Annotated in this window: 22 protein-coding genes and 2 tRNA genes; 12 read left to right on the forward strand and 12 right to left on the reverse strand. The window is 72.1% G+C overall.

Annotation, left to right across the window (positions count from 1 at the left end; translation table 11 throughout):
- Positions 1-190: 190 nt before the first annotated feature.
- Positions 191-778 (reverse strand): pentapeptide repeat-containing protein, encoded by a 588-nt coding sequence (locus ACFV4N_RS19950; protein WP_499674043.1) that lies wholly within the window; start codon positions 776-778, stop codon positions 191-193.
- A gap of 156 nt (positions 779-934) precedes the next feature.
- Between ACFV4N_RS19950 and ACFV4N_RS19955 the strand changes: the two genes are divergently transcribed.
- The gene (locus tag ACFV4N_RS19955) at positions 935-1924 is read left to right on the forward strand and encodes a malate dehydrogenase (RefSeq protein ID WP_499674044.1); all 990 of its coding nucleotides are present in this window, start codon (positions 935-937) and stop codon (positions 1922-1924) included.
- A gap of 60 nt (positions 1925-1984) precedes the next feature.
- Complete coding sequence (locus tag ACFV4N_RS19960) at positions 1985-2794, forward strand: inositol monophosphatase family protein (RefSeq protein WP_499674045.1); 810 nt, start codon at positions 1985-1987, stop codon at positions 2792-2794.
- Positions 2795-3273: 479 nt separating this feature from the next.
- On the opposite strand, the gene ACFV4N_RS19965 is transcribed toward ACFV4N_RS19960, so the two are convergent.
- From ACFV4N_RS19965 to ACFV4N_RS19990, 6 genes are all read right to left on the reverse strand, one after another.
- Positions 3274-3498 (reverse strand): DUF1918 domain-containing protein, encoded by a 225-nt coding sequence (locus ACFV4N_RS19965; RefSeq protein ID WP_499674046.1) that lies wholly within the window; start codon positions 3496-3498, stop codon positions 3274-3276.
- An 84-nt stretch (positions 3499-3582) separates the two neighbouring features.
- Complete coding sequence (locus ACFV4N_RS19970) at positions 3583-3978, reverse strand: bacteriophage spanin2 family protein (RefSeq protein WP_499674047.1); 396 nt, start codon at positions 3976-3978, stop codon at positions 3583-3585.
- A gap of 81 nt (positions 3979-4059) precedes the next feature.
- Positions 4060-5016, reverse strand: a complete 957-nt coding sequence (locus ACFV4N_RS19975; RefSeq protein WP_499674048.1) for an ABC transporter ATP-binding protein — start codon at positions 5014-5016, stop codon at positions 4060-4062.
- Entirely contained in the window at positions 5013-5810 is a 798-nt protein-coding gene (locus ACFV4N_RS19980) for an ABC transporter permease (protein WP_499674049.1), read from the reverse strand. The genes ACFV4N_RS19975 and ACFV4N_RS19980 overlap by 4 nt, the downstream gene beginning before the upstream one ends.
- On the reverse strand, positions 5803-6579 hold the full coding sequence (locus ACFV4N_RS19985; protein WP_499674071.1) for an ABC transporter permease: 777 nt from the start codon (positions 6577-6579) through the stop codon (positions 5803-5805). The genes ACFV4N_RS19980 and ACFV4N_RS19985 overlap by 8 nt, the downstream gene beginning before the upstream one ends.
- Positions 6580-6653: 74 nt before the next feature.
- Positions 6654-6962 carry an ArsR/SmtB family transcription factor gene (locus ACFV4N_RS19990; protein ID WP_499674050.1) on the reverse strand — a complete coding sequence of 103 codons (309 nt, stop codon included), beginning with the start codon at positions 6960-6962 and terminating at the stop codon, positions 6654-6656.
- An 84-nt stretch (positions 6963-7046) separates the two neighbouring features.
- Between ACFV4N_RS19990 and ACFV4N_RS19995 the strand changes: the two genes are divergently transcribed.
- A complete protein-coding gene (locus ACFV4N_RS19995) occupies positions 7047-8213 on the forward strand; it encodes an MFS transporter (RefSeq protein ID WP_499674051.1) in 1167 nt (388 codons plus the stop codon).
- Here the strand turns inward: ACFV4N_RS19995 and ACFV4N_RS20000 are convergent.
- Both ACFV4N_RS20000 and ACFV4N_RS20005 read right to left on the reverse strand, forming a co-directional pair.
- Positions 8183-9709, reverse strand: coding sequence for a serine/threonine-protein kinase (locus tag ACFV4N_RS20000; protein ID WP_499674052.1), 1527 nt, complete (start codon positions 9707-9709; stop codon positions 8183-8185). The genes ACFV4N_RS19995 and ACFV4N_RS20000 overlap by 31 nt on opposite strands.
- A 43-nt stretch (positions 9710-9752) precedes the next feature.
- Positions 9753-10319, reverse strand: a complete 567-nt coding sequence (locus ACFV4N_RS20005; RefSeq protein ID WP_499674053.1) for an HhH-GPD-type base excision DNA repair protein — start codon at positions 10317-10319, stop codon at positions 9753-9755.
- A gap of 157 nt (positions 10320-10476) precedes the next feature.
- Here ACFV4N_RS20005 and ACFV4N_RS20010 point away from each other — a divergent pair, with 157 nt between their 5' ends.
- Together ACFV4N_RS20010 and ACFV4N_RS20015 are read left to right on the forward strand one after the other, a co-directional pair.
- On the forward strand, positions 10477-10740 hold the full coding sequence (locus ACFV4N_RS20010; protein ID WP_499674054.1) for a hypothetical protein: 264 nt from the start codon (positions 10477-10479) through the stop codon (positions 10738-10740).
- Complete coding sequence (locus ACFV4N_RS20015) at positions 10740-11501, forward strand: hypothetical protein (RefSeq protein WP_499674055.1); 762 nt, start codon at positions 10740-10742, stop codon at positions 11499-11501. Before ACFV4N_RS20010 ends, ACFV4N_RS20015 begins: the two co-directional genes overlap by 1 nt.
- 221 nt (positions 11502-11722) lie before the next feature.
- On the opposite strand, the gene ACFV4N_RS20020 is transcribed toward ACFV4N_RS20015, so the two are convergent.
- On the reverse strand, positions 11723-12835 hold the full coding sequence (locus ACFV4N_RS20020) for a J domain-containing protein (RefSeq protein ID WP_499674056.1): 1113 nt from the start codon (positions 12833-12835) through the stop codon (positions 11723-11725).
- 58 nt (positions 12836-12893) lie between these two features.
- Between ACFV4N_RS20020 and ACFV4N_RS20025 the strand changes: the two genes are divergently transcribed.
- From ACFV4N_RS20025 to ACFV4N_RS20035, 3 genes are all read left to right on the forward strand, one after another.
- A tRNA-Arg gene (locus ACFV4N_RS20025) sits at positions 12894-12967 on the forward strand.
- Positions 12968-13041: transfer RNA gene (locus ACFV4N_RS20030), tRNA-Pro, on the forward strand. It abuts the tRNA gene before it with no gap.
- A gap of 47 nt (positions 13042-13088) precedes the next feature.
- The gene (locus tag ACFV4N_RS20035) at positions 13089-13346 is read left to right on the forward strand and encodes a metallothionein (protein WP_499674057.1); all 258 of its coding nucleotides are present in this window, start codon (positions 13089-13091) and stop codon (positions 13344-13346) included.
- A 34-nt stretch (positions 13347-13380) separates the two neighbouring features.
- Here the strand turns inward: ACFV4N_RS20035 and ACFV4N_RS20040 are convergent, their stop codons facing one another.
- Both ACFV4N_RS20040 and ACFV4N_RS20045 read right to left on the reverse strand, forming a co-directional pair.
- Positions 13381-13860, reverse strand: coding sequence for a hypothetical protein (locus tag ACFV4N_RS20040; RefSeq protein ID WP_499674058.1), 480 nt, complete (start codon positions 13858-13860; stop codon positions 13381-13383).
- Positions 13861-14066: 206 nt separating this feature from the next.
- Positions 14067-14873 (reverse strand): metal-dependent hydrolase, encoded by an 807-nt coding sequence (locus tag ACFV4N_RS20045; RefSeq protein ID WP_499674059.1) that lies wholly within the window; start codon positions 14871-14873, stop codon positions 14067-14069.
- Positions 14874-15133: 260 nt separating this feature from the next.
- On the opposite strand from ACFV4N_RS20045, the gene ACFV4N_RS20050 reads away from it, so the two are divergent.
- The 4 genes from ACFV4N_RS20050 to ACFV4N_RS20065 all read left to right on the forward strand — a co-directional run bounded on the left by ACFV4N_RS20050 (position 15134) and on the right by ACFV4N_RS20065 (position 19701).
- On the forward strand, positions 15134-16354 hold the full coding sequence (locus ACFV4N_RS20050; RefSeq protein WP_499674060.1) for an NADP-dependent isocitrate dehydrogenase: 1221 nt from the start codon (positions 15134-15136) through the stop codon (positions 16352-16354).
- Positions 16355-16633: 279 nt separating this feature from the next.
- The gene (locus ACFV4N_RS20055; RefSeq protein ID WP_499674061.1) at positions 16634-16951 is read left to right on the forward strand and encodes an SH3 domain-containing protein; all 318 of its coding nucleotides are present in this window, start codon (positions 16634-16636) and stop codon (positions 16949-16951) included.
- Between the two features lie 85 nt (positions 16952-17036).
- Positions 17037-17831, forward strand: a complete 795-nt coding sequence (locus tag ACFV4N_RS20060) for an exodeoxyribonuclease III (protein WP_499674062.1) — start codon at positions 17037-17039, stop codon at positions 17829-17831.
- Positions 17832-17994: 163 nt separating this feature from the next.
- Entirely contained in the window at positions 17995-19701 is a 1707-nt protein-coding gene (locus tag ACFV4N_RS20065; RefSeq protein WP_499674063.1) for a TIGR03767 family metallophosphoesterase, read from the forward strand.
- The last annotated feature ends 180 nt before the right edge of the window (positions 19702-19881 follow it).

A 19881-nucleotide genomic window follows, 5' to 3' on the forward strand; every position in this document is an offset into this window, starting at 1 on the left:
CGACTCACCCGACCTGAACGTACGACTCGCGGTGTCCGACCGGAGGACACGCGCGAAGCCCGGCGTGTCGTCCAGTCGGACATCGCGTGTCGTCCACCGGGGCATCGCGAGTCGTACGTTCGGGTCGCGCGTGTCGTACGTCCGGGACCGGCGAGTCGTACGGTCCGGTTGCGTGTGTTGAGGGCTCGGGTCAGGTCAGGTGGAGGCCGTGGGCGGCGGCGAAGGCCAGGGCCGTGTCCACGTCGACGCGGGCGCCGCGCAGGGAGGCCTGGACCAGGCCGTTGGCGTCCAGGCGCGCGTTGCGCAGGTCGGCGCCCTCCAGGCGGCAGTTGAGCAGGCGGGCGCCGGTCAGGTCGGCGTCGCGCAGGTCCGCGTCGCGCAGGTCGGCGTCCTCCAGGTTGGTCTCGCGCAGGCGCAGGCCGCGCAGCGACGCCTTGCGCAGCACGGCGCCGGTCAGGCCGGCGAGGGTGAGATCCGTCTCCTCCAGCGTGATCGGCCGCATCGCGCAGTCCACGAACGTCGAGCCGAGCCACGTGCACGAGGTGAACGTCGCCGACGTCAGCACGGCCCGCGTGAACCGGCACGAGCGGAACGCCGACGCCCGGTGCGACGACTCTCCCAGGTCGGTGCGGTCGAACGTGCACTCGGTGAAGGTGCAGCCCGACGTCACCAGGCCGCGCATGTCCGCCTCGGTGAAGTCGCACCGGACGAACGCCCGCCCCTCCCACCGCTGCTCGTACAAGACCGCGTCCGAGTAGTCCTCGCCGATGATGTCCACTGTCACACCTTGTCATCGTTCGCCAGTTGGTAACCTCCGACCTGCCGGGCAACCGCCCGGCGCCGCGGTCCCGGTGTAGAGACCGCCGCTGACAGGTCGTCAGCCTGCCTAGTGGTCATGCCCGAGGACTCCAAGCCACGACATTCGGGAAGGCTCATGACCCGCACGCCCGTGAACGTGACCGTCACCGGTGCGGCCGGCCAGATCGGCTACGCACTGCTGTTCCGCATCGCCTCCGGCCAACTGCTGGGCGCCGACGTACCGGTGCGCCTGCGCCTGCTGGAGATCCCGCAGGCCGTCAAGGCCGCCGAGGGCACCGCGATGGAGCTGGACGACTGCGCGTTCCCGCTGCTGTCCGGCATCGACATCACCGACGACGCCAAGACCGCCTTCGACGGCGTGAACGTGGCGCTGCTGGTCGGCGCCCGCCCGCGCACGAAGGGCATGGAGCGCGGCGACCTGCTGGAGGCCAACGGCGGCATCTTCAAGCCGCAGGGCGAGGCGATCAACGCGGGCGCGGCGGACGACGTGCGCGTGCTGGTGGTCGGCAACCCGGCCAACACCAACGCCCTGATCGCCCAGCGCCACGCGCCGGACGTGCCGGCCGAGCGGTTCACCGCGATGACCCGCCTCGACCACAACCGCGCCCTGTCGCAGCTGGCCAAGAAGCTCGGCGTGTCGGTGACCGAGATCAAGAAGATGACGATCTGGGGCAACCACTCGGCCACCCAGTACCCGGACCTGTTCCACACCGAGGTCAACGGCCGGATCGCGGCCGAGGCCGTGAACGACCAGCAGTGGCTGGAGAACGACTTCATCCCGACCGTCGCCAAGCGCGGCGCGGCGATCATCGAGGCGCGCGGCGCGTCCTCGGCGGCGTCGGCGGCCAACGCGGCGATCGACCACGTCTACGACTGGGTCAACGGCACCGCCGAGGGCGACTGGGTGTCCATGGCCGTCCCGTCCGACGGCTCCTACGGCGTGCCGGAGGGCCTGATCTCGTCCTTCCCGGTGACGGTGAAGGACGGCAAGTACTCGATCGTGCAGGGCCTGGAGATCGACGAGTTCTCCCGCGCCCGCATCGACGCCTCCGTGGCCGAGCTGGTCGAGGAGCGCGACGCGGTGCAGTCCCTGGGCCTGATCTGAGGGTGACCACCGCACGGGAGGGCCGCCCCGCGGGTGGCCCTCCCGTGGCATGTTGAGGGCATGAACACCTGGCCCGTTCCAGCGCCCGACCTGCCCGCCGACGTCCACCCCGCGCTCGTCGCGACCGCCGAGGCCGCCGCCCGCGCCTACGGCGGGGCCCGCGCGGAGTTCACCCGCGTCCAGCTGCGGGAGGAGGTCGCCGACGGCGCGGACGGCACGCCGACCATGCGCGTGGACGCGATCGTGGAGGCCGCCATCGCGGAGGCGGCGGAGGCCGCGGGCGCGAACCTGCTGTCCGAGGAGGCCGGGTTCCTCGACAACGGCTCCGCCGCCACCCTGGTGATCGACCCGGTGGACGGCTCCGCCAACGCCGCCACGGGCGTGCCGCTGTCGTGCTTCGCGGGCGCCCTCGTGGTGGACGACGAGCCGGTCGAGGCGTTGACGGTGTGGTTCGACACCGGGCGCGCCTGGCACGCCAGGGCGGGCGAGCCCACGCCGTTCCGCACCACCGGCCGCAAGGTCCTCAAGGGCGCGAACGTGTGCCTGCTGCGCCCCAAGCGCGGCACCGAGGAGGCCTGGCTGCGCGTGGCGAACCAGGCCGACCGGGTGCGCGTGCTGTGCACGACGTGCCTGGAGACCATGCTGGTCGCGGAGGGCGCGGTGGACGCGTTCGCCGACCCCGGCTCGGACACGCACCGGCTGATGGACCTGATCGCCGCCCTGGTGACGGTGCCGGCGGCCGGCGGCGTGCTGCTGGACCTGCACGGCCGGCCGCTGACCTTCGACCTGGACCTGACCCGCCGGTGGTCGGGTGTCGCCGCGGCGACACCCGAGCTGGCCGACGAGCTGATCTCCGTCATCCGCGGCTAGGCCGGCGCGACGAGAGGGTCAGGAGGGGTGGCGGGGCGACCGGTCGCGCCCGCCGCCCCTCCTGAACTCCACCTGAACGGGTGACCGCACGAAACTCTCCGCGGCGCGGCACGACCTGGCGGGCGTCACCGAGGCAGCGGTGGCCGCGAGTGAAGGACGGGAATCAGCCGATCGGGCGCGTGCCTTCGGGGATGCGGTCCGAACGTGGGCGATGACGGTGCGGCACCGCTACTTGCTGTCGCCGGGCACCACTACCGAGTTATCGGGGCGGGTGAACACCAACGGCGCGGACCACCGCACGACGGGCGTGCCGCCCCGGAGCGGGGCGGGGCCGTCGAGTCCACTCCGGACGGCCGGGTCCGGGCGCTCGCGCGGTGGGGGAGGGGACCCGCCCCTCGCGGGCACGGGCGGGTCCACCAGGCCGCACGGGGTGCGGGGCCTGGGGAATTCGGGCCGACGGGGACCGACCCGGCGCGGCCCTACCGCGCCGAGGCCGAGTCCTTGATCCTGGGTGATTCGGGGACCCTGGGCTCCACCAGGCTGTCCGGGCCGGGGTAGACCAGCCCTTCGTGGCCGTCGGAGAAGCGGACCAGGTACGGCGGCGCGCCCCGGGAACCGCGCACCTCGAGGATCTCGCCGATCGTCTCGTCGAGACCCACCGCGCGGCTGTGGACGTGCAACCGGTCGCCTACTGTCGCGTACATCTGCAACACCTCCGGTGCGTCACAGCGTAGGACTGTTCCGAAGGTACCGACAGGGTGGTTTTCCCGCTCGCCGAGCGCGTCGGCTCAGGCGCAGGCGTTGGACAGCTTCGCCACCTGGTCCAGCTTCTCCTGCGACCACGCGGCGATGTTGGCCGGGCTCAGGTCCTCCAGGGTCACCTGGTTCATGGTGCCCGCCACGCCGGTGATGGCGTCCTGGAGCGTGGTGTCGCCCGCCTTGGCGGCCAGGTCGTTCAGCTCCTGCGCCTTCTGCTGGGTCTCCTCCAGCGCCTTCTGCGGGTCGGTCGCGTCGGGGGTGAAACCGGCCAGCTTGAGCGCCTCGATGCACAGCTGCGCCTTGTCCGCGGCCTGGCCGACCTGGTTGGCGGTGTTCTGCGCCTCCTGCACGGCCTCGCACCCGGAGACCGCGCCGGCGAGGCCCAGCGCCAGCACGAGGGTGGCGATCGGACGACCTGCGCGCATGAGTGGCTCCCGTTCGTAGGTGGTGACCGTCCTGGGCGGTGACCGTTTCGCCCGACTCTACCGACGTGCGCGAGACCGCTCCTACCGACGCGCGTACAGTCGCCGCACCACGTCGTCGATCTCCGGTTCCCCGACGGAGATGTCGTGGACCTCGGCGCGCGCCGCGACGGCCGTGATGAGCGCCGCCGCCGTGGTCTCCGCGCGGCGGAACACCAGGTGGTGGCGCAACCCGTTCAGCTCGGCCCTGGCCGAGGTGACGCCCGGCAGCCCGGCCAGCGAGGCCACCGGCTCCGACAGGTCCACCACGAGCACCCGTTCGGGTGCCACCTCGGCGCGCAGCGCCTCCAGCGGCCCGTCGGCCAGCACGGTGCCCCGGTCGATGACGACCAGCCGCGGGCACAGGCGCTCGATGTCGTCCAGGTCGTGCGTGGTGAGCAGCAGGGTGGTGCCGCGCCGCGCGTTGAGCTCGGCCAGGAACTCGCGCAGGCGCTCCTTGGACCCCAGGTCCAGGCCGATCGTCGGCTCGTCCAGGACCAGCAGCTCGGGGCCGTGCAGCAGGGCGGCGGTGACCTCGCCGCGCATCCGCTGCCCGAGGGACAGCTGGCGGACCGGCGTGTCCAGGAACGGGCCGAGGTCGAGCAGGTCGGCGCACTCCCGCAGGCGCCGCGCGTGGTCGGGCGCCGGCACCCGGTAGATGGAGCGCAGCAGGTCGAAGCTGTCCCGCAGCGGCAGGTCCCACCAGAGCTGGCTGCGCTGGCCGAACACCACGCCGATGCGCCGGGCCAGCTCGCGGCGCGACCGCGACGGGTCCACACCGGACACCCGGACGTGCCCGGAGGTCGGCACCAGGATGCCGGTGAGCATCTTGATGGTGGTGGACTTGCCCGCGCCGTTGGGCCCGACGTAGCCGACCGCCTCGCCCGCGGCGACGTCGAAGCTGACCGCGTCGACGGCGAGCACCGCGCGCTTCTCCCGCCGGAACCGGCCGGTCTTGGTGGTGAGCGTGAACTCCCGGCGCAGGTCGCGCACCTCGATCATGATCCAGTCCCTCGGTAGTGCCGGACGGCGAACCGCCACACCAGGCCCGCGACGACCGCGGTCACCGCCGCCACCAGCGGTGACGCCCAGCCGAGCAGCGCGTGGCCGCCGAGCGGGTCCGGTCGGCCGAGCAGGGCCAGGGCGGGGTAGTAGGCCACGAACGCGCCGGGCACGACGAACGTGAAGAAGCGTCGCAGCCACGGGCCGTAGACGGTGGCGGGGTAGGAGGTGAACGCGTTGCTGCTGTAGGTCACGGAGTTGGCCAGCTCCTGGCCGTCCACCACCCAGAAGCAGAGCGCGCAGGCGATCACCCAGACGGAGGAGAAGATGACCGCGCCGCTGAGCGGGGCGACCACCACGAGCGGCGCGGTGAGCGGCGACCACGCGATGTCGTTGTGGACCAGCGCGTAGACCAGGGCGCCGGCGCTCGCGAGGGTCCGGCCGACCTTGCGCAGGTGCAGGTCCGAAGTCATGACCTGGGCGAGCGTGCTCAGGGGGCGCAGCAGCAGGACGTCGAACGTGCCGGTGCGGAGGTAGGTGGGCAGCTCGTCCAACTGGCCCGCGACCGCGTCGGCGATGCCGAACGCGACGCCCGCCAGCGCGTACATCAGGATCACCTCGTCGACGGAGAACCCGCCGAGCGCGCTCACCCGGTTGAACACGACCAGGATGACCGCCAGCTCCGCCAGCTGGCTCAGCGCGGACACCGCGCACAGGAGTGCGAACGAGGCCCGGTAGGACGCCTGGCCGCGCAGCCGCGCGGCGACGAGCCGGGGGTAGACGCGCTCAGCCACCCTGGACCACCACCTTGCGCACGGCGCGGTTCAGCACCAGGTGCCCGGCCACCATCACGGCGACCGCCCAGAACGCCTGGTGCGCCAGGGTGGTCCACTGTGGAGCGAGGGACAGGAAGACGTCGATCGGCGACTGGAGCACGGCGGGGAAGGGCGTGAACCACAGGGCCGTGCGCGCCCAGTCCGGGAAGAACGCCAGCGGCACGGTCAGGCCGCACAGCAGCCAGGTGCTCACCGTGTAGAGGGCGTGCAGGCCGCGGTTGTCCAGCAGCCAGAACGTGGTGGCGTTGAGCAGGAACCGCAGGCCGAAGCTGGTGGTCAGGGCCAGGGCCAGGCTGACCGCGAACGCGGGGAGCGCGGCCGCTTCGGGCCAGCGGAAGGGGAAGAGCAGGGCGCCGAACGCCATCGGCGGCGCGAACCGCGTCACCAGCGCGTACGCGCCGCGGCCGACGTCCTCGGCGAACAGGGCCAGTTGGAGGTGCCAGGGCCGGTGGAGGTCGACCACGACGTCGCCGCTGCGGATGCGCTCGGCGAGCTGCTTGTCGCCCCAGAGCACGACGAACGCGATCAGGCCCTGGCCGAGCCAGGTGTAGGTGGAGGTGGTGGCGAGGTCGTAGCCGGCGATCGGGCCCTGCGAGACGGCCGCGCCCAGCACGGCCAGCCTGAGCATGCCGAAGACGACGTTGGTCGCCATGCCCGCGAGCATGGCCTGTCGGTAGGTGGAGTACCTGCGGAATCCTGCCAGCGCTAAACGGGCGTAGGCGCGCACGTCTGTCAACCCTAGGAAGCTCGGCAAACGGATTACCGGGCGTTCCTCACCGGGAGTCCGTCACCGGGAGTCCGTCACCGGCGCGCGGCGAGCACCCCGTCCAGCAGGCCGGGGTAGAGCGCGTCGAGGTCCGCGCGCCGCAGCGTGCTGATCCGCGACGTGCCGCGCGGCTGGACCCGCACCACGCCCGCCTCCCGCAGCGTGCGCAGGTGGTGGGTGAGCGTGGACGCGGTGATCCCCAGGTCGAGCCCGCCGCAGGAGAGCCCCTCCTGGTGCGCGGCCAGCTCCCGCACGATGTGCAGCCGCACGGGGTCGGCCAGCGCGTGGAGCACCGCTTCGATGCGGATCTCCTCGCGCTCGGGGTGGGGGATCGGGCTCGCCATGGGCCCATGGTACGAGATCCGTCGAACTTTGATGGGTGTCGTAGTACGATCCCTGTCGAAATAAACCGCATCGGGGGAACCGACATGCCCACCCGCACCCACCTGCTCGCCGCCGGCGCGTTCGCCGTCGGCACGAGCGGGTACATCGTCTCCGGCGTGCTGCCGTTGGTGAGCGAGGAACTGCACGTCTCGCACGCCACCGCCGGCCAGCTCCTCACCGCGTTCGCGATCGCCTACGCGATCTCCTCGCCCCTGCTCGCCGCCCTCACCGGCCGGTGGGAGCGCCGGGCGCTCCTGGTGGCCGCCCTCGGCACGGCGGCGCTGGGGAACCTGGTCGCCGCGCTCGCGCAGAACTACCCGTCGCTGCTGGTCGGACGCGTGGTCAGCGCCCTCGGCGCCGCCGTTTACACGCCGGGCGCCACGCTCGTCGCGACCGTGCTGAGCCCGCCCGAACAACGCGGCCGCGCGGTCGCCCTCGTGTTCGGCGGCCTGACGCTCTCGCTGGTCCTGGGCGTGCCCCTGGGCAACCTGCTGGGCGCCTCCCTCGGCTACCGCGGCGTTTTCGCGCTGATCGCCCTCGCCTCGGCGCTGGCCGCGGCCGCGCTGTGGCGGTGGCTGCCGCGCGTCGACGCGCCGCCCGCCGTGAGCCTGCGCGACCGGTTCGCGCCCGCCGCCGACCGCCGCGTGCGGACCGTGCTGGCGCTGACCGTGCTGGCGTGCCTGTCCGCGTTCAGCGTCTTCAACTTCATCGCGCCGCTGCTGACCGAGACCGCGGGCGTGACGGGGGCGGCGGTGAGCGCGCTGCTCGTCGCCTACGGGCTCGGCGGGGTGCTCGGCAACTGGGCGGCGGGCCGGCTCACCGACCGGTTCGACACCCGGAAGCTGCTGCCGGCGCAGTTCAGCCTGTTCGTGGTCGTGCTGGCCACGCTGCCGCTGACCACGACCACCCCGGTGACGGCGGCGGTCGCGCTGTTCACCTGGGGCGCGCTGACCTGGTCGGTCAACCCGCCGATCCAGAGCATCCTGATCGAGGCGGCCCCGGCCGGCGGCGGCGGGCTGCTGCTCTCGCTCAACGCCTCCGCGATCTACCTGGGCGTCGGCCTGTCCGGCGTGGTCGGCGGCCTGGTGGTCAGCCGGGTGGGCGTGGTGCCGCTGGCGCCGATCGCCGCGGTGCCCGCCCTGGTCGCGCTGGTGCTGCTGGTGTTCGCGCTGAGGCCGGCTCAGGAGCCGAAGGCGCTCGTGGTGACCTGACCGGCGCCGGGCTCGGAGGCCAGGCAGTGGAAGTAGGAGCGGTCGCCCTCGGTGAAGCCCACCGCCGTGATCCGCCACGTCGAGGTGTCCACGGTCGGCCGGGTGTTGGCCCTCATCGCCTCCGGCGTGCACACGCCGGCGACCTCGGGCGCCCGCGCCAGGTCGTCACTGGTGACCTTGGGCAGCGGACCGGACAGCCAGCCGCCCGCGAAGGCCTCCCAGAAGTGCTCGACCGAGCAGTCCGCGGCGCGACGGGCGGTGGCGGGCTGGCCGCCGAAGTTGTTGATGCCGTGGTAGCAGGTGGGTTCGGTGACGCAGAAGCCCGTGTCGCACGCGTCGAGGAACGGGGGCGGCTCCCCGGCGGCGGCCCGGGTGACGTCGGTGGTGCTGCTCGCGGCCCCGTCACCGGCCTCGGCCTCGTTGCCGCGGGTGGCCCACCACCACGCGCCGACCGCGACCACCGCGACCAGCGCCGCCCCGCCGACGACGATCGGCCACGGTTTCCGGGTGGTGGGCGGAGGCGCGGTCGCGAAGGCCGGCGTGACGTACTGCGGCCCGGCGTGCGGCGGGGTGCCGGGCGTGCTCGGACCGGCCTGGGGCATGGGCGGCCCGGCGTGCGGCGGCGTGCTGGACGTGCTCGGCCCGGCCTGGGGCACGGGCGGCCCGGCGTGCGGCGGCCTGGCAGGTGGGAACGCCCCCACCTGCCCGCCCAGCTCCTGGCGCAGGCGGGCGGCACCGGGCGTCCGGCGCGAGGCGTCGGGTTCCAGCGCCCGCACCAGCGCCTCGTGCAGGTCGCGCGGCACGCCCGGCACCGGCGGCACGGGCGAGCGCAGCACCTCCCCGAGGTGGTCGAACGACTCGACGGGCCACGGCACCGGCCGCGGCGGCTTGCCCGCGAGCAGGTCGTACAGGGTGGCGGCGAGCGAGTACACGTCCGCCGCGGGCGTCGGGTGGGCCATCGCGAACGCCTCGGGCGGGGCGTAGCTCGGGCTCAGCGAATCGCGCGTGACGGTGCTGGACCCCTCGGCGTCCAGCAGGGCGGCCAGCCCGAAATCCGCGAGCTTGGCCGTGCCGTACCGGTCGAGCAGGATGTTGCCGGGCTTGATGTCGCGGTGCAGCACGCCCTCCGCGTGGGCGACCGCCAACGCGTCCGCGAGCTGCGCGCCGAGCTGCCGCACCCGTTCCGGTGACTGGGGCCCCTCGCGCCTGACCAGGTCGGCCAACGACCCGCCCGTGCACAGCTCCATCACCAGGTACGGCGTGCCCTCGGGGGTGAAGGCGGCGTCGTGCACCGAGACCACGTGCGGGTGACCGGACAGCCGGGCGGCGGCGTGCGCCTCGCGCAGGAACCGCCGCCGGTCGCGCTCGGTCCGCAGCACCCGGTTGTCGATCTTGACGGCGACCTCGCGGTTCAGCTGGACCTGGCGGGCGCGGTACACGGTCGCGAACCCGCCCTGGCCGAGGGGCGTGAGGTCGGAGAGTCCCGGCAGCTGCACGCCCGGACTCTAACCGGCGCGTATCGCCCCACGGGCGCGTTCCCTACTTCCCCGCAGCGGCCTTGGCGGCCTTCTTGAAGTCCCGGACCTCCAACAAAGACCCCCGATCCACCACGTCGGCCACGCTGCGCCGCGACCCGTCCTCCCCATAAGCGCCCGCGGCCTCCCGCCACCCCTCGGGCCGAACCCCGAACTGCTTGCCGAGCAGCGCCAGGAAGATCCGCGCCTTCTGGTCACCGAACCCGGGCAACGCCTTGAGCCGCTTCACCACGGCCACCCCGTCCCCCTCGGCCCAGATCCGGGAAACCTCCCCGCCATACCCCTCCACGACGGCGCGGGCCAACGCCTGCACCCGTGCGGCCATGGACCCGGGAAACCGGTGCACGGCCGGCGGGCGGGCCATGATCGCCGCGAACTCGTCCGGATCGGCGTCGGCGATGACCTGGGGGGAGAACGCACCGAGGCGGTCGGCGAGGACCTTGGGGCCGCTGAACGCCTTCTCCATGGGGATCTGTTGATCGAGCAACATGCCGGTCAACAGGGCGAACATGTCGTTGGCCAGCAGTTCGTCGGCTTCGGGGTTCTGGGCCAGGCACACCATGCGCGTCATGCCGGAAGCTTGGCACGGTGGCCGTGAGGTATTGACCTTCACTCATGCGGTGGAGGGCGCCATGGGCGCTGATCGCTGGTTCTGGTCACCCGGCCGTTTTTGACACCTCCTGGTACCCGTGGGTACCGTGGTACCCACGGGTACCAGGAGGTGTCGCGTGGCTGTCCAGTCCGCCCCGGTCAAGGTCGACCAAGAAACGCATGCTTTGATCGCTCATGCGGCCACCGCGCTGCGCATGTCGCAGAAGGACCTCCTCTCTGCGGCTGTTCGCGAGTACCTGGGTGCTCGCCGAGAAGAGATCAACGCCGCCCTGCGCCGTACGATGCAGATGATCGACGGCACGGAGGCCAGTCAAGTGGCCGTTCTGACGGGCATGTCTCGTGAGCGCCTCGAGGAACTCGGTGGAGTTCGCGAAGGCTGATGACCGTTCGTCCCACCCTGCGATGCCTGCTCGACGATTTGGGTATCGCACTGCCGCCGATCGACCACCCGCTGGATGAGATCGACCACCCGCTGATCCGGAAAGCCAACGATCAGTTCGCCGTGCCCGCAGGACCACGTGAGCGGATCAGGTCGGTGGATGACGTGATCATGTTCAAGGTCAAGGTCCAGCGGTGGCGAGGGGCCGTCGTCGAGGCGGGGGAGCCGAGTTGGCTCGTGGCGGCCGGGGTGCGGGAAGACGGTAGTCGAGACGACTTCTACGAAGCGCTCGCCACCGCGGCGGTAGCCGCACGTACTCGGTACAACGCTGAGCACAGCCCTCCCTTGAAATCACAGACGTGCTGTGACCAGTGGCTTCCGGGGGAGGATGACCGCGACCGATATCGCGCCGAAGCAGGCGTGCGCCTTCTGCGCGCATTGCGCGAGGCGGTTCATCGGCTGGTGTGCGATTCGTTGCTGGACGGGCACGAGCACGCTGACGAAGTGGCAGGGGCAGAACTCGGTGTGCTCGTCCGGGGCTCTGAAGAGCGCGGCACGTACGTAGCCCTGCGGATCACCGGCTCCGTGCCGGACAACATGGTGGCCGTGGTCCTCAGCCTCGTGCCCGGCTGTGATCGGGACGGCTGGTATCCCGAGTTCGCCATGCCGGACCGGCCGCTTCGCCCTGGTGAGCAGGCATTTTCCAACCTCATGGACCCCGCTGAGGCAGCGCGTCTCCTCGAAGGGCGTGAAGCCCGCTAGTGCTGCATCTCGGATTGACGGCTTGACCGGTTGACCGCCGCGGTGCCGACGCCGTCGCCGTTCCTCCTGGACCGCCACCTCGAGGAAGGGGAAGCCGTGCGCGCAGCATGATCGCCGGTGGTCTTGCCGTCGGTCACGGTCGCCCTGCGTGGTTGCTGGCGACCCTGCCGCCCCGGTGGAGCAGCGCACACCGATCGGCACTCGCCGTGGGAGACGGGTGCCTACTGGGTCCGCGTGACCGGCACGACCTGGCCCAAGAGCAGGCGCAACGCCTCCCGGTCCACCGTGGCCGGGTCCTCGGCCAGCCAGTCGCCGATCTCCTCGACGAACTGCGCGGGCGTCATCGGTGGCACGACGGCGTCCGCCGGCTGTTCCGTGGTCACCGCGCCCGCCCGGCTCGGGTGCACCAGCAGGGCGCACCGGACCTCCAGCCACGGCAGCAGCTTCCGGTACACCGCCAGGCTGCGCGGCAACCGCGTGCCGCCGCCCCGGAACGGGTGACCGTTGCGCCACAGGGTGCCGTCGTCCTCGGCCTCGTAGTGGCCGGGCAGCCACGACTTCGACTCGATCAGCACCAGCCGCCGCCCGCAGAGCACGGCGTGGTCCACGTCGGCGAACACCGAGCCCGGCCACGCCAGGCCGTGGAAGACGCGGGCTCCCGGGAGGCGCGTCAGGTAGCGGTTGAGCAGTTCCGCGGTGAGGTGTTCGCAGACCCGGTCGTCCGGGGTCCCGTGCGTGACCTCGGTGTCGTGGTCGCGCGCGAACGCCTGGTCCTCGCGGACCGCTCGCAGGTACCGGCGGGACAGCCGGAACACCGCCGTCGCCGCGGCGGCCACCACGAGCAGCCACACGCCCAGCGCCAGCGGCGTGAAGTCGACGACCACCACGGGCAGCAGCAGGAGGACCCAGCCGCACACGGCGGCCAGCGCGGGGGCGTGCCCGGGACCCGAGAGCGGCGCGTACCGCACGCGCTGCCCGAGGTCGACCAGGTGCCACCACGCGATGCCGCCGAGGTCCACGACGGGCTTCGGGGGTACGAAGTCGGGGTCGTCGCCCAGGTTGCGCGCGCGCCCGGTCCGGGCCGAGCGCGGCGGCCTGGTCGGCGAGCCCGGTCGCGCGCCCGGCCGGGTGGGCGACCAGCCGCGGTCGTAGTCGCGTCGGCGAGCCGGGTCGCGCAAGGTGTCATATGCCTCTTGCAGCATGCGGAAGGTGCCGGAGGAGCCGCCCGCGTCCGGGTGCATGACCTTGGCCAGGGAGCGGTAGGCGGACTTGATCTCCGCTTCGGACGCGTTGCGACCGACACCGAGGAGTTCGTAGTAGTCGACCCCGCGCACGGGCAGACCTTAGCGGCACTGTCTGAAAAGCGGTCCGAATGGTTAGTGTTGACGCCGGGAGCCAGGTAGCGCAGTGGTCGACGCGCCCTCTTGCGCAGAGGGAGGACGCCGGTTCGAATCCGGCCCGGCTCGGGACCATGTAGCGCAGTGGTTGACGCGCCCTCCCCCTGGGAGGGAGGACGCCGGTTCGAGTCCGGCCTGGTCCGCCGGGGTTCGAGTTGCCGGGTCACCGGGGGTGCCGCACGCTGCGCCCATGGCGACTTGCGACGTCTGCGGCAACGACTACTGGATGTCCTTCGAGGTGCGGACCGTGGGCGGCGGGGTGCACACGTTCGACAGCTTCGAGTGCGCGATCCAGCGCCTCGCGCCGCGCTGCGAGCACTGCGACTGCCGGATCCTCGGCCACGGGGTCGAGGTGGAGGGGCGGTTCTTCTGCTGCGCCCACTGCGCGCGCAGCGCGGGGGACCTGGGCGCGCAGATCAAGGACACGGTGGGCGCCCACCCGGGCTGAGCCGGCCCGCCCGGGTCGAGGGGTGCGCGGCCGCTCAGCGCGCCTGGAGCACCAGTCGGCCGTTGGCGAAGAACGGCTGGAGGTCGCCGCGCGCGTCGACGCTCTTGATGCCGTGCGGCAGGACCTCCTCGATCGCGCTGAACGCGATGATGTCCGACACCCCGTAGCGGCCGCGCAGCGTGCGCTGGCCCGGGAACCGCAGCGCCCGCCCCTCGCGCCGGTCCCGGTGGGCCAGGGCGGCCCTCAGGGCGCCCCGCGTCAGCTGCGCCGGACCGGCCAGGTGTTGCAGGTCGCCGTTGTGCACGGCGACCCCGTAGCCGCGTTCGATGAGGGTGGAGATCGTGTTCTCCGAGGGCTCGTCGGTGAGCCGGAACGACAGGGCGTGGTGGTCCTCCACCGCGTGCACGCACACGACGTGCGCGTGGAACAGCAGCGTTTCGTACAGCGACACCGCCACGGCGTCCGCCGTGGCGCTGTCGGCGTGACCGGCGTCCAGGCCGAGCCAGGTGGTCATCCGGCGACCTCGACAACGTTGTCGTGCGGGTGTTCGGGCACGAGTCCTCCTCGACGCGGGTCAACGCGGGACGGGGGTGCGAGGAGGCTACTCCGATCGGGTGATGTCCTGGTAGCCGCCGAATGGCCGTTGTCTGAATCACCCTCGCGATCGGGGCCGGGCCGATCGAGGCCGGGTCGGTCGGGGTCGGGTCGGTCGGGGTCGGGTCAGATCGGTAGCAGGTCGAAGGAGTCCAGGAACGGCAGCGCGCCCGCCCGCTGGAGCGCCGCGGCGGACAGCCAGACGCTCAGGATGGTGATCAGCGGCCCGACCACGGCCATCTCGACCTTGCCGCCGGTCTGCATCCGCATGACCTTCGGCGGCGCGACCGGGAACCACGTCTTGCCCCCGAGCGGGATCGGCCACAGGATCGGGCAGCCCTGCTCGGTGATCGCGTCGCCCAGGAAGTGCGCCACGCACCCGATCCCCACGGCCAGCCCGCACGCCGCCGCGCTGGCCGGCGTCTGCGTCGTCCACGCCAGGCAGAGGATCGTGATGCCGGCCGACACGCCCGTGATCAGCAGGGCGTCCCTCTGCGGGCACCAGTCGTTCATGATCCCGCGCACGGCCAGGCCCGCGAACACGAACATCAGCGCCGGCAGCGCCCACTTCTGCGACTGCTGCACCACCGCCGTCGTGAACACGGCGGCGACCATGGCGAACACCAGGGTGTGGGTGAGGCCGCGGTGGCCGCCGTCGCGCTTGGAGTCCTTGCGGGTGCGCGTGGTGCGGTAGACGAACTTGCTGGTGGTGTTGATCAGGGCCGAGGCGCCCTGGCTGACCGGCCCGAACGTCCGCGAGATGGTGGACGAGGGGTGGTCGAGGTCGGGCAGCAGGGCGGCGCCGGTGGCCAGCACGGCGCCGACCGCCCAGCTCTGCGGGGTGAGTTGGCCGATGGGGTGCTCATCGGCGAACGCGGTCACCGCCGCCCAGGCCAGCAGACCGCTCATGGCGTGGGTCGGACCCGTCGACAACTCTGCCCCCTTGATCACTCGACTGGGGTCGAGGTTAGCGGCCCGGACGCCCGGAGCGCCGCCGAACGGCGAACGAGTGTTCGAGTGCCGCCCCGGGGCGCGCCCCGGTCGCCGGGCTGGTTGTATTGGCGCAGGAGACACAGCCACCACCCGGCCCGGCGGTGTGACGCCGTTCCCTTTTCGGCCCGAGGTGACGCAAGCAGCCCGACATAGCAGTACGCTTGTCTTGCTTGCACTGTTGCGAGAGGAGCGCCCGGAGTATGGGCAAGATCAAGGTTCAGGGGACCGTCGTCGAACTCGACGGCGACGAGATGACCCGGATCATCTGGCAGTTCATCAAGGACAAGCTGATCCACCCGTACCTGGACGTCAACCTCGAGTACTACGACCTGGGCATCGAGCACCGGGACGCGACCGAGGACCAGGTCACGATCGACGCCGCGCACGCCATCAAGAAGCACGGCGTGGGCGTCAAGTGCGCCACCATCACCCCGGACGAGGCGCGGGTCGAGGAGTTCGGCCTGAAGAAGATGTGGGTCTCGCCGAACGGCACGATCCGCAACATCCTCGGCGGCGTGGTGTTCCGCGAGCCGATCATCATCAACAACATCCCGCGGCTCGTGCCGGGCTGGACCAAGCCGATCATCATCGGCCGCCACGCCCACGGCGACCAGTACAAGACGCAGAACTTCCGGGTCCCCGGCGCCGGTGAGCTGACCATCACCTTCACGCCCGAGGACGGCAGCGAGCCGATCAAGCACGTCGTGGCCAACTTCGGCCCCGACGGCGGCGTGGCGCTCGGCATGTACAACTTCAACAAGTCCATCGAGGACTTCGCGCGCGCCTCGTTCTCGTACGGGTTGCAGCGCAACTACCCGGTGTACATGTCCACCAAGAACACCATCCTCAAGGCGTACGACGGCGCCTTCAAGGACATCTTCCAGCGGGTGTTCGAGGAGGAGTTCAAGGCCGAGTTCGACGCCAGGGGCCTGACCTACGAGCACCGCCTGATCGACGACATGGTCGCCGCGGCCCTGAAGTGGGAGGGCGGCTACGTCTGGGCGTGCAAGAACTACGACGGCGACGTGCAGTCCGACACGGTCGCGCAGGGCTTCGGCTCGCTCGGCCTGATGACGTCGGTGCTGATGACGCCGGACGGCAAGACCGTCGAGGCCGAGGCGGCCCACGGCACGGTGACCCGGCACTACCGCCAGCACCAGGCCGGCAAGCCGACCTCCACCAACCCGATCGCGTCGATCTACGCGTGGACCGGTGGCCTCAAGCACCGCGGCAAGCTCGACGGCACCCCCGAGGTCACCGGCTTCGCCGAGACCCTGGAGCAGGTCATCATCTCCACCGTCGAGAGCGGCAAGATGACCAAGGACCTGGCGCTGCTGGTGGGCCCGGACCAGGAGTGGCTGACCACCGAGGACTTCCTCGGCACCCTGGACGAGAACCTGCAGAAGAAGATGGCCGGCTGACGCCGACCGCTCCACCCCGGGGCCCGATCGCGTTCGTGCGGTCGGGCCCCCGGGCTTTTTCGGGCGGCCCAGGGGGCGCTCGGGGTGGTCTGGGGTCGCCCGGGGTGAGCCGAGGTGGTCCGGGGTGGTCCTGGGTGGGCCGAGGTGGCCTGCCCCTCCGTGATCGCCGGGTGGTGGGGTCACCCGGTCGGTTTGCCTCCGGGGTGGATTCGGCGCGCTGCCGGTTTCCACGCCTCCGCCGGCGCTATATCTGCACTTCGGGAGAGGTGTGGAGGCGTGATGTTGGGTGTTCCGGTACGGGCCATGGTCGTGCTCGGCGTGCTGGGCGCGGCCGGGTTGATGTACGTCGCCAACGGCGGCGAGAGGCTGGGCGCGGAGGAGGAGGAGGTCACGGGGGAGTGCCGGGTGACGGTGGTCGCGGACATCCTCAACGTCCGGTCCGGGCCCGCCGACACCCAGCCGATCGTGTCGACCCTGCGGCGCGACTTCGTGGTGGAGGCCGAGCCGCGGGTGGAGAACGGGTTCCGGCTGCTCTCCGAAGGCCGCTGGGCGAAGGACGAGTTCGTGGTGCCGACCGAGGACAGCTCCTGCTCGTGACGTGGCGGGCGGCGCGTCGTCCGGGCGGCGTCCCGGCGGGCACCCGCGCAGGTGGGCGGTCGCGGGCCGTGGCTAGGCTGCGGGCGTGCTGACTGTCTCGACCGTCAACGTCAACGGGCTGCGCGCGGCGGCGAAGAAGGGCTACCTCGAGTGGCTCGCCGCCACGGCGGCGGACGTGGTGTGCCTCCAGGAGGTGCGCGCCGAGCCGGGGCAGCTGCCGGAGGAGGTGCGGTCGCCCGAGGGGTGGCACGTGGCGCACGCGCACTCCGAGGTGAAGGGCCGCAACGGCGTCGCGGTGCTGACGCGGGTCGCGCCCGAGGCGGTCCGGGTCGGCTTCGGCGCGCCGGAGTTCGAGCACTCCGGGCGGTACGTGGAGGTCGAGCTGCCGGACGTCGTGGTGGCGTCGCTCTACCTGCCCAGCGGTGACGTCGGCACGCCCCGGCAGGACGAGAAGGACCGGTTCATGGCCGCGTTCCTGCCCTACCTCGTGGAGCTGCGGGACAAGGCCGCCGCCGGTGGGCGGGAGGTGCTGGTGTGCGGGGACTGGAACATCGCGCACCGGCCCGAGGACCTGAAGGCGTGGAAGACCAACCAGAAGTCGTCCGGGTTCCTGCCCGAGGAGCGGGCCTGGCTGGACCGGGTGTTCGGCGAGGCGCGGTACGTGGACGTGGTGCGGTCCCTGCACCCGGACGTGGCGGGGCCGTACACGTGGTGGTCGTACCGGGGCAAGGCGTTCGACAACGACTCCGGCTGGCGGATCGACTACCAGGTGGCGACCCCGGGGCTGGCGGCCCGCGCCTCGTCGGCGGTGGTGGAGCGGGCGGCGACCTACGGTGAGCGGTGGTCGGACCACGCGCCCGTGACCGTGGTGTACGGCTGAAGCCCGGGCGTGCACGACTGAGGGCCGGTTTCGCGGAACGCGACCGGGAACGATCCACCCGACGATCGGCTTCGCTCGTTCGGCCGCACTTCACGTGGAGTTCGTGACCCCCTCACGGGATCGTGAGAAGTTTTCACGACAACCGAGACGTGGGGAGCGGTCGATGGGGATCAGCCGACGGCGGTTCTTGCAGGCGACGGGTGCGGCGGGGGCGACCTTGCTGTGGGGCGGGCCCGCTTGGGCGGCCACCACCGGCACGACCCTCGACGTGGCGGCGATGCCCTCGGGCGGCCAGGGGTACCGCCGGTTGCAGGCCGGGCCGGGGTGGCCCGTGGTGGTGCGGTCCGAGCTGGCGCCGCCCGGGGCGGGGCGGGCCGACCGGCGCGTGCCGCTCGCCTGCTTCGTCCAGTTCACCGACATGCACGTGGTGGACGCGCAGAGCCCCGCCCGCTTCGAGTACACCCACCCGCTGCTGGGCGGCGGGGCGTTCCGGGCCCACGAGACCCTCGCCCAGCACACCTCCGCCTCGCTCGTGCGGAAGGTCGGCGACGTGCGCACCGGGCCGTTCACCGGGCGCCCGATCGACTTCGTGGTGACCACCGGCGACAACACCGACAACCACGAGCTGGTCGAGCTGGACTGGTTCCTCACCGTGCTCAACGGCGGCCGGATCACCGCCAACACCGGCGACCCGAACCGGTACGAGGGGGTGCAGGACTCCGGCGTCGCCGCCTACTGGAACCCGCACTCCGCCCTCGTCGACGACTACAAGGCCAAGGGCTTCCCGGTCGTCCCCGGCCTGCTCGACGCCGCCATCCGGCCGTTCGACAGCCCGGGGCTGCGCGTCCCCTGGTACTGCACGTTCGGCAACCACGACGACAGCGTGGTCGGCACCCTCCCGGACGGCATCCCGTTCATCGACGCCCTCTACACCTCCGACCGCAAGCTCGTCGGCGTCGACGCGACCACGGCGAGCCGCGTGGCGAGGGCCTTCACCGACCCGGCCGCGATCCCCGACGCGCTGGCCGCGCTGGTGTCGGCGGCGAGCGGCTCCGGCGGCTCCGGCGTGGTCCGCGCCGTCACGCCGGACGCCCGCCGCAGGCCGTTCACCACGGCGGAGTTCGTCCGGGCCCACCTCGACCCGCGCCACACCGGGCCCGGACCCCACGGGCACGGGTTCACCCAGGACAACGCGGACGGCGTGGACGTCTTCTACACCTTCCGCGTCGCGCCCGGCGTGACCGGGATCAGCCTCGACACCACGACCACGGCGGGGCTCTCCGAGGGCTCCATCGGCCTGCACCAGTACCTGTGGCTGGAGAGGGTCCTCAAGCGCAACAGCTCCCGCTATTACGACGCGTTCGGGTTCGAGCGCCGCCAGGACGTCACCGACGAGCTGTTCGTCCTGTTCAGCCACCACAGCAGCTGGACCATGGGCAACCTCCTGCCGGACCGCCGCCGCCCGCTCGACCCGCGCCTGGGCGGCGACGCGCTGGTGGACCTGCTCCAGCGCTTCCCCAACGTGGTGGCCTGGGTCAACGGCCACACCCACGAGAACCGGATCGTGCCGCACGGCAGCGGGGAGCGCGCGTTCTGGGAGATCAACACCGCCGCGCACGTCGACCACCCGCAGCACGCCCGGGTCGTCGAGCTGGTCGACAACGCCGACGGCACGCTGTCGCTGTTCACCACGCTGGTCGAGGGGGACGCGCCCTACCAGGTCGACTACGACGACCAGTCGCCGCGCGGGCTGGCCTCGCTGGCCCGGGAGTTCGCGTTCAACGACCCGCACGCCGACCCGGCGGCGGTGGGGGCGGTGGTGGACCGGAACACCGAGTTGGTGGTGGCCGGGCGGAGCCCGGTGCGGTGAGGTGCCCAGCGCCCGGTGTGGTGAAGGGTGAGGTGCCCGGTGCGGTGAGCGGTGAGGTGTCTGGCACGCGGTGCGGTGAGGGGTGAGGTGCCCGGTGAGGGGTGGTGCGGGCGTGGGTCGGTGGGGTGAGGCGGGCGGCTGAGCGGTCGGGTGGGGTGTACGGGAAGTCACTCCGGCGGC

Origin of the sequence: Actinosynnema sp. NPDC059797 (assembly GCF_042732085.1) — a bacterium.
Lineage (GTDB): Bacteria > Actinomycetota > Actinomycetes > Mycobacteriales > Pseudonocardiaceae > Actinosynnema.

What these genes read in the sequence shown, in the direction of transcription:
- ACFV4N_RS19955 (WP_499674044.1), top strand. Translation starts at nt 935, where the DNA reads ATGACCCGCACGCCCGTGAACGTGACCGTCACCGGTGCGGCCGGCCAG.
- ACFV4N_RS19960 (WP_499674045.1), top strand. Translation starts at nt 1,985, where the DNA reads ATGAACACCTGGCCCGTTCCAGCGCCCGACCTGCCCGCCGACGTCCAC.
- ACFV4N_RS19965 (WP_499674046.1), bottom strand. Translation starts at nt 3,498, where the DNA reads ATGTACGCGACAGTAGGCGACCGGTTGCACGTCCACAGCCGCGCGGTG.
- ACFV4N_RS19970 (WP_499674047.1), bottom strand. Translation starts at nt 3,978, where the DNA reads ATGCGCGCAGGTCGTCCGATCGCCACCCTCGTGCTGGCGCTGGGCCTC.
- ACFV4N_RS19975 (WP_499674048.1), bottom strand. Translation starts at nt 5,016, where the DNA reads ATGATCGAGGTGCGCGACCTGCGCCGGGAGTTCACGCTCACCACCAAG.
- ACFV4N_RS19990 (WP_499674050.1), bottom strand. Translation starts at nt 6,962, where the DNA reads ATGGCGAGCCCGATCCCCCACCCCGAGCGCGAGGAGATCCGCATCGAA.
- ACFV4N_RS19995 (WP_499674051.1), top strand. Translation starts at nt 7,047, where the DNA reads ATGCCCACCCGCACCCACCTGCTCGCCGCCGGCGCGTTCGCCGTCGGC.
- ACFV4N_RS20005 (WP_499674053.1), bottom strand. Translation starts at nt 10,319, where the DNA reads ATGACGCGCATGGTGTGCCTGGCCCAGAACCCCGAAGCCGACGAACTG.
- ACFV4N_RS20015 (WP_499674055.1), top strand. Translation starts at nt 10,740, where the DNA reads ATGACCGTTCGTCCCACCCTGCGATGCCTGCTCGACGATTTGGGTATC.
- ACFV4N_RS20035 (WP_499674057.1), top strand. Translation starts at nt 13,089, where the DNA reads ATGGCGACTTGCGACGTCTGCGGCAACGACTACTGGATGTCCTTCGAG.
- ACFV4N_RS20040 (WP_499674058.1), bottom strand. Translation starts at nt 13,860, where the DNA reads ATGACCACCTGGCTCGGCCTGGACGCCGGTCACGCCGACAGCGCCACG.
- ACFV4N_RS20050 (WP_499674060.1), top strand. Translation starts at nt 15,134, where the DNA reads ATGGGCAAGATCAAGGTTCAGGGGACCGTCGTCGAACTCGACGGCGAC.
- ACFV4N_RS20055 (WP_499674061.1), top strand. Translation starts at nt 16,634, where the DNA reads ATGTTGGGTGTTCCGGTACGGGCCATGGTCGTGCTCGGCGTGCTGGGC.
- ACFV4N_RS20065 (WP_499674063.1), top strand. Translation starts at nt 17,995, where the DNA reads ATGGGGATCAGCCGACGGCGGTTCTTGCAGGCGACGGGTGCGGCGGGG.